The organism is Mycobacterium sp., assembly GCF_049683355.1.
GTDB lineage: Bacteria > Actinomycetota > Actinomycetes > Mycobacteriales > Mycobacteriaceae > Mycobacterium.
This window is the reverse complement of sequence record NZ_JBAUJB010000362.1, coordinates 1-8,406: the sequence shown is the minus strand read 5'-3', so window position 1 is coordinate 8,406 and position 8,406 is coordinate 1. Positions and strand designations below refer to the sequence as shown.

Below are 8,406 nucleotides of genomic sequence, written 5' to 3'. Positions count from 1 at the left end.
AGTAGAACACGACGGGCAGGCTCAGCAGCAGCGCGAAGACGTCGTCGCGCAGACCGAACGGGGCCGGAACGTGAAAGCCGAGCATCTCACGGCCCATGTGTGACCACAGCATGATCGGGATGGACAGGACCACCGCGACCAAGAACCGGTTGCGCATATCGCGGGCCATGTCCTCCATCGACATCGCACCGTGACCGCCGTGGCTCATCATGTCGTGTGGCGAAGGTCCGGACGCGGGCGGCGAACCGGCCTCGCCCATACGATCGCAGACGTGATCGGGCACGGAGCGGCCCGAGCAGTGGAAGCCGCAGTCCTGCACCCACCGGGCAAGCTGCGCGACAGTGGTCGCGTCCGGGTCATAGCTGACGGTCGCGGTCTGGTTGGCGGCATTTGCGGACACCGCCAGCACACCCGGGCGTCTCTCAACGCGGATTCGATGATGGGCGCCGATGTCGCCCAGTGCAGCCCGCCGACATCGAGCACCGTGGTCTGTGTCATCGCGTCCACCTCTTTTCGGCCCCGTAGCGGTGCCGTCACCCGATCCCCGGCATGCTGCCACCGCATACCCCTAGGGGGTACCTACCGCAAGTACCCCTCAGGGGTACATTCGGGTCATGTCCCTCCTGTGTCCGGCGCCGCTGCGGCCGTCTCGTCTCTTCACCCCTGCGGTGATGCTGGGGGCGTTGGCGTTGATCGGCTGCACGCCGATGCAGCCCCCTGCACCCGCACCGTCGGGCCCGCCCGGCCAGAGCGCCCCGCCGGCTCGCCTCGTCGATGTCCGAGAGTTCGCCGCGGCCGTCAACGAACCCGGCCGCGTCACCGTCAACGTTCACGTCCCCTTCGAGGGTGATATTCCCGGCACCGATCTGTCCATACCGTTCGACGAGATCGGTGCGAACGCCGGGCTGCTTCCTGCCGATCGTGACACCGAACTCGCGATCTACTGCCGCTCTGGACCGATGAGTGCGCAGGCCGCGGCGACGCTGTCCGAACTCGGCTACACCGATGTCGTCGAGTTGCGCGGCGGTATGCGCGCCTGGCAAGCCGACGGCCGCCCGCTGGAAGGCAACTGACCGGCCTCGGATCGACGTCGGGTGGCTCACCGGGCACCGGTGCCCGCCAGGTGTGACGGTGCAGGACGCAGACGGCCGGTGCGGTCCAGGCGGTACAGGGCCGCCGCCGAAAGCACCCCGATGACGCTGAGTGTGACCCACACGAGTTGCGGTGCACCCGCGTTGCGGGCCGCCTGCATCAACGCGCCGGTGCCGAGGTTGCCGGCGAGGATCCCTATTCCGACGATGGTGTTGTAGAACCCGTAGTGGGTGGCGACCAAGCGGTTGTCGGCCAGGGAGACAACGGTGTCCATCTCGAACGGGAACACGGCGACAGATCCGACAGCCAGAATCACCACGGCGATGAACAGTGCTGCCAGGGCAGCGGCCGTCCCCAACCAGTCCCCGTCCGGCAACACGATCAGCGGCACGAAGGACGCCGACAGGACCAGCATGCCGATCATCAGCGATCGACCGGCGCCCCACCGGGTCGCGAACCACCGGGTGATGTGAAGCTGACCGGCAACGGCGACAAGACCGGACACCATGAAAATGGCCGCCACAACGACGGTTTCCTGTCGCGGAGCGAGATACCTCACATGCAGTGGCAGTGCGAGATAGACCTGGAACGAGAGCACGTACGAGCCGATCATCGCCGTTGCGAACAGCAGGAACGAGCGATTGCGCGCCACGGTGCGCCAGTCGTCGAGCACCGACGTCTTCTGTTGTGCCGGCGGCACGGTGCGCTGGGGAAGCGCGAACAGTTGGGCGACCGTCAGTGCCGCGAACACCACCGCGGCCGCGGCTGCGGTGATCCGGAAATCGACGAACATCAACGTCAACCCGACGAGTGGACCCGCGAGGATGCCGGCCTGATAGAAGACGTTGAACAACGCGAATGCTTCGACACGCCGAGCGCCGGCATCGGCTGCCAGATAGGCGCGGACAGCGGGATTGAACAATGCGCCAGCGAAACCCGTTGCTGCCGAGGCGATCAGAAGCGCCGGCAACGAATCGGCGAAAACCAATAGTCCGAAACCGGCGGTCCGCAGCAGACATCCGGCCACGATCAGGGGTTTGTAGCCGAGACGATCCGCCAGCGTGCCGCCCACGATGAACATTCCCTGCTGGGAGAAGTTCCGGACGCCGAGGATCAGCCCGATGGCCCACGCCGCCAATCCCAGCGGACCGGCCAGATAACCGGCCAGGTAGGGCATCAGCATGTAGAAACCCAGGTTGATGCCGAACTGGTTGATCATCAGCATTCGACTGGGCCAGCCGAAGCTGCGAAACCCGGCGATAATTCCCCTCACCGTCGCACCCCCACCGGGTCCGCCACCTCCGTGCAGCGGGTCCACGACGAAACCGCCTGTGCGGATGGCTCATCGATGACATCGGGCTGCGCGGGCGGCTCCCCACCCAACAGCCGGTGCTCGCGACAGAACTCGTCGTTGTAGACGGAGTCGAAGTAGCGTTGTGGACCGTCGGGGAACACCGCGGCGATGGTGGTGTCCGCCGGTGAGGTTCGTGCCGCCCAGCCTGCCACCAGCGCGACCGCTCCCACGCTCCAGCCGCCGGTGGCGTAATGGGTGGCGGCCAGCGTGCGGCATGCCCACACCGCCTCGGCGGGGGCCACCCAGTGCACCTCGTCGAATGCCGCGTAATCCACGTTGCCCGGGTGGATGCTCGAGCCGAGACCGCGCATCAACCGGTGGCCGACGGGTTGTCCGAAGATCGCGGATCCGATCGCGTCCACGCCGATCAGCCGCAGGCGTGGATTGAGTTCACGAAGCACGCGTGCCACTCCCGCGGAGTGGCCACCGGTGCCTACCGAGCACACCAACGTGTCGACGGTGCCGACCTGCTCGATGAGCTCCAACGCCAGCCCGCGATACGCATCGACGCTGTCGGGGTTGTTGTACTGGTCGGGATGCCACGTGTTCGCATCCGCGGCGAGGATCTGCTGAACACGGTCGCGCCGCGCCTGTTGCCAACCACCCACCGGATGGGGTTCGGTCACCCGAACAACCTCGGCGCCGAACGCCGAGAGCATACGCTGGATGATCGGTTCCAAACCCGGGTCGGTGACCACAGTCACCGGGTGCCGATACACAGTACCGGCCAGCGCCAGGCCTAAACCCAGAGTGCCGCTGGTGGATTCAACAATCCGCGCACCGGGGAGGAGCGCTCCGGTGGCGAGTGCAGCTTCCACCATGTGAAGGGCGGGGCGATCTTTCATCCCACCGGGATTGAAGCCTTCGAGCTTGGCCCAGAACCCGCGGTGGTCGTGGGTGAACGGTGCGGCGATCCTGAGCACCGGTGTGTGGCCGACCATCGGTCCGGGCCGATCGTGACGACCGAGTCTGCGCTGTCTCGTCAGGTTGGGTGTGTGGCGGGATAGAACATGGTTCATGGGGGCGTCGCTTCTTGTGCAGGCCGCGACGAGGACCGCGCGGCTGTGGATGATGGGCAGCGGTCACCGACCAGGCCGGCCTTTCGGCGGCCGTGGTCTGACGCTGCGCGATCAGCGACGCGCGATGCACAGCCGGGTCAGCGTGGCCCGGCCTGCCGTGTTGACGGCGACCCGCCGGGGCGGGCCTCGAATGGCCGCGAGCGCGGCTTGTTGCCACAGGGTCGCGGCCGCGGCCGCGGCGGCGACCAGTCCGAGCGCGACCAGTCCGGTCGTTCCGCGCGGCAGCACCGCTTCGGCGAAGGTGTCTGGCGCCAGGGGCGTCGAGCCGCTCGAGATGTGCGAATGGTCCACCGGGTCCGGCGCCAGGTGCGCCGTCGAGTCGGCCGTGATCGGGTGCGGCGCGTGGGGTGGGTGCGGTTCGAGACCTGGCAGCGCCCACTCCGCACCGATGACCACGACCCAGAACGCGAGGAGCAGCGCGACGACTGCGCGCCGTCGCTGCCCATGACCCACGCCTGTGTACCTCACGATGTTGCCGACTGTAGCAGCGGTCCGCCGCCCGACGTCCGCGCCAGTGAGTTGACGCCATGTTGTTACCGCCTCGCGATCGCGCCGCATCCAGACGCAACCGGCTCCTGCCAGGACGTTCGGAGTGCCCGAACGGATTGTCAATGAACGGTTCTCGAACTTGACACGCACCACGGCGGCGGCTGCACGGCCACCGTCTGCGCAGCTCCACGACAGTGCAGATGGGTGAACCGAAGCTTTCGGGGGTCTTGGCACGGGGTATTTGCTGAGAAGGCGATCGGCCGTGTCACGGATTCGGCATATCAGCCCGGAAACGGCCGCCCGGGACCACGTCGTGGTCATCTGACGACCGCGGGGGCAACATGAAGCAATGGAGAACCCGACGGGCCCATCACCCGACCGCCCGAAAGGATACCGAGCGCTGGTGGTGGACGACGAAGCCCCGCTGGCCGACGTCGTGGCCAGCTATCTGGAGCGCGAGCAGTTCGAGGTCGTCGTGGCAGGCAACGGCATCGATGCAATAGCGGTAGCGCGGGAGCTGGATCCAGACGTCGTCATTCTCGATGTGGGTCTGCCGGGCATCGACGGCCTGGAGGTGTGCCGTCAACTGCGCACCTTCTCCGACGCCTACGTGGTGATGCTCACTGCCCGTGACAGCGAGCTCGACGCTGTCGTCGGGCTGACCGTCGGCGCCGACGACTACGTCACCAAACCGTTCAGCCCGCGCGAACTCGTCGCCCGGATCCGCGCCATGTTGCGGCGACCTCGTGCCCTACACGCCGCGGCGCCGTCGAGCTCCGATGGTCGATCAGACCCACCGCGGCGCTTCGGGCCCCTGCGCATCGACGTGGCTGCCAGGGAAGTGCACGTCGACGACGAGCTGATCCTCCTGACCCGCACCGAGTTCGACGTCCTCGAGGCGCTCTCGGGACGCCCGGGCCTCGTGCTGAGTCGGCGCCAACTCCTCGAGATCGTCCGGAACGAACCCTGGTTCGGCAACGAGCAGATCGTCGACGTCCACATCGGTCACCTCCGACGCAAACTGGGCGACGATGCCACCCAGCCACGCTTCATCGCCACCGTGCGGGGTGTGGGCTACCGGATGGGAACCGGACAGTGAGCGACGTCGCGTCGGCCCCCAGACATCCTCGCGCCACGCGACGGCCGGGTATCGGGTTACGTTTGCTTGCCGCTCAAGCCGTGGTGCTCGGCACGGCGATCGCCACCGCGTGGATCGTCGCCGCCGTTGTCGGTCCCCCGCTGTTTCGAGAACACCTCCATCAGGCCGGCGCACCGATGAACTCGGCAGAATTGCTCCACGCCGAGGAGGCCTACGGATACGCCACCGTCATCTCCGTCGGCGGTGCACTGGCGGTGTCCGCACTGGCCGCTCTCGGCGTGAGTTGGTATCTCAGCCGGCGGGTGCAGAGGTCGGTCAAAGAAGTCGCCTCGGCAGCCGGTGCGGTCGCTGACGGCCACTACGAGACACGGGTCAGCCGAACGCGACTCGGTGAGGACTTCGACGCCCTTGCCGCGGCCTTCAATCAAATGGCATCGCGGCTGCAGTCGATCGAAGCAACCCGACACCGCCTGTTCGGCGACCTCGCACACGAGATCCGGACCCCCGTGGCGGTCCTGGAGGCCTACATCGAAGCCCTCGAGGACGGGGTGCGAACCCTGAGCCCGGAGACCGCCGCCATGCTGCGCGACCAGACGCGGCGCCTGGTTCGATTCTCCGAGGACTTCGCCGCACTTGCTCGTGCCGAGGAGACCTCGGCCTCCATTGCGTGGTCGTGGATCGATATCGAGCATTTGGTCCGGGGCTGCGTCTCCGCTGCGCAGGAGCGCTTCGACGACAAGAACGTCACGCTCGAAACCGCGGTGCCCGCCGGCCTGCCCCCTCTGTGGGGAGATGAACAGCGACTCGCCCAGGTGCTGGGCAACCTGCTCGACAATGCGTTGCGCCACACCCTTTCTGGGGGTCGCGTCCAGATCGGCTGCCGCCTGGACGGAGACCGGCTGACGCTGACTGTGGCCGACACCGGCGAGGGCATCGCGGCCGAGCATCTGCCGCGGCTGTTCGAACGGTTCTACCGGGTCGACTCAGCGCGAGACCGCGAGCACGGCGGCGCCGGCATCGGGCTGGCGATCGCCAAGGCTCTGGTGGACGGGCACGGCGGACACATCTACGCCGACAGTGCAGGCCCCGGCATGGGGTCGACGTTCACTGTGACGCTTCCGCTTCCACCGATCGTCACATCGCGTCCAGCATCTGGCGCATCTTAGTGATCTCCTCCTGCTGCGCGGTGATGATGGCCCGCGCCAACTCGAGTGTCGCGGGGTATTGCCCGTTGTCGAGCTCGGTTTGCGACATGGTGATCGCGCCTTCATGGTGGACGATCATCTGTGTCAGGAACAACCGACTCGCGTCGGCACCCTGAGCGTTCTGTAGGGCAGCCATGTCGGCCGGCGACATCATTCCCGGCATCTGCCCCATGGCAGGCATTCCGCCCATACCGGGCATGTCCTGTGCCGGCATCTGATGGCCCGGCATGCCATGGCCAGGCATGGTGTTGCCCGCACCCCATTGCTGCAGCCAGCCGCGCATCTGGTCGATCTCCGGGGCTTGGGTGTTCTTGATGTCGGTGGCCAGTGACACCACGTCGGGCTGGATTCCCGGCTTGGCCAGCAGCGTGTCGCTCATCATGATCGCCTGGTGGTGATGGGGGATCATTCCCTGAGCGAACGCGACGTCGGAGTCGTTGTGACTCTCGGACCCGGCCTCAGCTGTGGCCGTCGCCACCGCCGTGGGCGAACTGGTCACTGCGGATTGGGTATCGGTGCCCGTACCCGAACAGGCACTCAGGGCGAGTGCGGCGGCGACAACCGCCGCGGCGCCGTAGCCGTATCGCGTCTTCTGCATCGCGACTCCTTCCTCTTCAACCCCTCTCACCTTTCGCCGGCCACATGTGGGTCTGCCCGTTGTCGGATGAAGATTGGATGAAGACGGCTGGACCCGTTCTTATGACTGTGATCCTTCGGCGGCCACCCTGGCTCGCTCCCTCATCGAGGCGATCACGCCGCCGTCGTTGAGGATGTCGGTGCCGGTGAGGTAGCCGGCTTTGTCGCTGGCGCAGAAGGCGAACAGTTCGGCCATCTCCTCGGGCTTGCCCCACCGCGGGACCGCGGCGTCGGTGACCATCGCACCCGCTCCGGCCTGCTCCTCCAGCCTGCCCATCTCGGTGTCGACCGATCCCGGGGACACCGAGACGATGCGCAGACCGCGGCCGTTGAACCGTTCGGCCTGCGAGGAGCTGTACCACCTGACAAAACACTTGCTCAGCGCATAGGCGAGCCCCGAGCGTGCCTCCTCGGGCGCGACGCTGCACGCCGACATCATCGCCGCCATGAAGGCGTTCTGGTCCTGCAGCGCCAGTGGGAACTCCGCCGTCGGAACGATCTCCTCGGGCAGCATGTGCGCCGCCATCGACGCCACGTTGACGATTGCCGCGCCCTCGGCGGCGGCCGCACAGAACACCTCGCCGACGTTGAGCGTGCCGAGCGCGTTGGTTCTGATGATGTAGTCGGCGCCGCCCATGCTGGGGCTGACCCCGGCGGCGTGGACCACCGAAGCCACCGTCCCGAGGCCGGCAGCCGTCTCGAAAAGCTGCTCGACCGCCTGCCGGTCGGTGACGTCGCAGTTGACGGCGCTATGCGTCACCCCGAGATCTTTCAGCGCGGCCGCAGCGGCGTCCAGGCGTTCCTGCCTGTTGTCGCAGAGGACAACCGTGTGGTCCCGACCGACGATCTTGGCCGTGGCCAGACCCATGCCACCGGCGCCACCTGTGATTATCGATACCGGATTCATGGTTGGACGGTATACGGCGGTCGGGACCGTGACACGGTGCGGGCCAGGTGTCACGGTCTCCCGGCAGGTCCCCGCGTCTACCGTCGCAGGATGGACTTCGATGACTACCGTGCCCACGACGCCACCGGACTGACGAAGCTGGTCGCCGACCACGAAGTGAGCGCGGCGGAGCTGATGTCGGTGGCGCGAGCGCGGGCGGCTGCGGTGAACCCGCAGATCAACGCGATCGTCCGGGACGTGCCCGTCGACCCTGACGCGGTGGTGGCCGGCCCGTTCACCGGCGTTCCGTTCCTGATCAAGGACCTCGCCCAGGACTATGCCGGGCTGCCCACCTCGGCCGGCTCGCGCTCGCTGATGACGGTCCCCGCCGCCGAGCATGCGACGGTGGTGCGGCGTTGGATCGACGCCGGCCTGGTCATCTTCGGCAAGACCAACACCCCGGAGTTCGGGGCGAAGGGAATCACCGAGCCGGCCGCCTGGGGACCGGCGCGCAATCCGTGGGACCTCGGGCGGACGCCCGGCGGGTCATCAGGCGGGGCGGCGGC

9 protein-coding genes and 1 pseudogene are annotated in these 8,406 nt (G+C 67.2%); 4 read left to right on the top strand and 6 right to left on the bottom strand.

The window, feature by feature from the left end:
* Window positions 1-498: pseudogene (locus WA944_RS20815) on the bottom strand (cation transporter); the annotation flags it as partial.
* A 116-nt stretch (window positions 499-614) separates the two neighbouring features.
* On the opposite strand from WA944_RS20815, the gene WA944_RS20810 reads away from it, so the two are divergent.
* On the top strand, window positions 615-1,073 hold the full coding sequence (locus WA944_RS20810; protein ID WP_526371149.1) for a rhodanese-like domain-containing protein: 459 nt from the start codon (window positions 615-617) through the stop codon (window positions 1,071-1,073).
* Window positions 1,074-1,099: 26 nt separating this feature from the next.
* On the opposite strand, the gene WA944_RS20805 is transcribed toward WA944_RS20810, so the two are convergent.
* The 3 genes from WA944_RS20805 to lpqS form a co-directional block, all read right to left on the bottom strand.
* Entirely contained in the window at window positions 1,100-2,317 is a 1,218-nt protein-coding gene (locus tag WA944_RS20805) for an MDR family MFS transporter (protein ID WP_526608874.1), read from the bottom strand.
* Window positions 2,318-2,361: 44 nt separating this feature from the next.
* Window positions 2,362-3,465 carry a PLP-dependent cysteine synthase family protein gene (locus WA944_RS20800; protein ID WP_526608870.1) on the bottom strand — a complete coding sequence of 368 codons (1,104 nt, stop codon included), beginning with the start codon at window positions 3,463-3,465 and terminating at the stop codon, window positions 2,362-2,364.
* Between the two features lie 111 nt (window positions 3,466-3,576).
* Window positions 3,577-3,993 (bottom strand): putative copper homeostasis (lipo)protein LpqS, encoded by a 417-nt coding sequence (gene lpqS / locus WA944_RS20795; RefSeq protein ID WP_526647304.1) that lies wholly within the window; start codon window positions 3,991-3,993, stop codon window positions 3,577-3,579.
* Between the two features lie 370 nt (window positions 3,994-4,363).
* Between lpqS and WA944_RS20790 the strand changes: the two genes are divergently transcribed.
* Together WA944_RS20790 and WA944_RS20785 are read left to right on the top strand one after the other, a co-directional pair.
* Window positions 4,364-5,113: a response regulator transcription factor gene (locus tag WA944_RS20790; protein ID WP_526369502.1), complete on the top strand. Its 750-nt coding sequence runs from the start codon at window positions 4,364-4,366 to the stop codon at window positions 5,111-5,113.
* Window positions 5,110-6,279 (top strand): sensor histidine kinase, encoded by a 1,170-nt coding sequence (locus tag WA944_RS20785; RefSeq protein ID WP_526369500.1) that lies wholly within the window; start codon window positions 5,110-5,112, stop codon window positions 6,277-6,279. Before WA944_RS20790 ends, WA944_RS20785 begins: the two co-directional genes overlap by 4 nt.
* Here WA944_RS20785 and WA944_RS20780 read toward each other — a convergent pair.
* Window positions 6,248-6,916, bottom strand: a complete 669-nt coding sequence (locus WA944_RS20780; protein WP_526369498.1) for a DUF305 domain-containing protein — start codon at window positions 6,914-6,916, stop codon at window positions 6,248-6,250. The two genes, WA944_RS20785 and WA944_RS20780, sit on opposite strands and share 32 nt — an antisense overlap.
* Window positions 6,917-7,015: 99 nt before the next feature.
* Window positions 7,016-7,861: an SDR family NAD(P)-dependent oxidoreductase gene (locus tag WA944_RS20775; RefSeq protein WP_526369496.1), complete on the bottom strand. Its 846-nt coding sequence runs from the start codon at window positions 7,859-7,861 to the stop codon at window positions 7,016-7,018.
* Window positions 7,862-7,951: 90 nt separating this feature from the next.
* On the opposite strand from WA944_RS20775, the gene WA944_RS20770 reads away from it, so the two are divergent.
* Window positions 7,952-8,406 (top strand): amidase family protein (locus WA944_RS20770; protein WP_526647303.1); only part of this gene is annotated, 455 nt, incomplete at its 3' end.

Coding starts and splice junctions, on each gene's coding strand:
- WA944_RS20780 (WP_526369498.1), bottom strand. CDS start 6,916: ATGCAGAAGACGCGATACGGCTACGGCGCCGCGGCGGTTGTCGCCGCC.
- WA944_RS20810 (WP_526371149.1), top strand. CDS start 615: ATGTCCCTCCTGTGTCCGGCGCCGCTGCGGCCGTCTCGTCTCTTCACC.
- WA944_RS20790 (WP_526369502.1), top strand. CDS start 4,364: ATGGAGAACCCGACGGGCCCATCACCCGACCGCCCGAAAGGATACCGA.
- WA944_RS20805 (WP_526608874.1), bottom strand. CDS start 2,317: ATGCTGATGATCAACCAGTTCGGCATCAACCTGGGTTTCTACATGCTG.
- WA944_RS20775 (WP_526369496.1), bottom strand. CDS start 7,861: ATGAATCCGGTATCGATAATCACAGGTGGCGCCGGTGGCATGGGTCTG.
- WA944_RS20800 (WP_526608870.1), bottom strand. CDS start 3,465: ATGAACCATGTTCTATCCCGCCACACACCCAACCTGACGAGACAGCGC.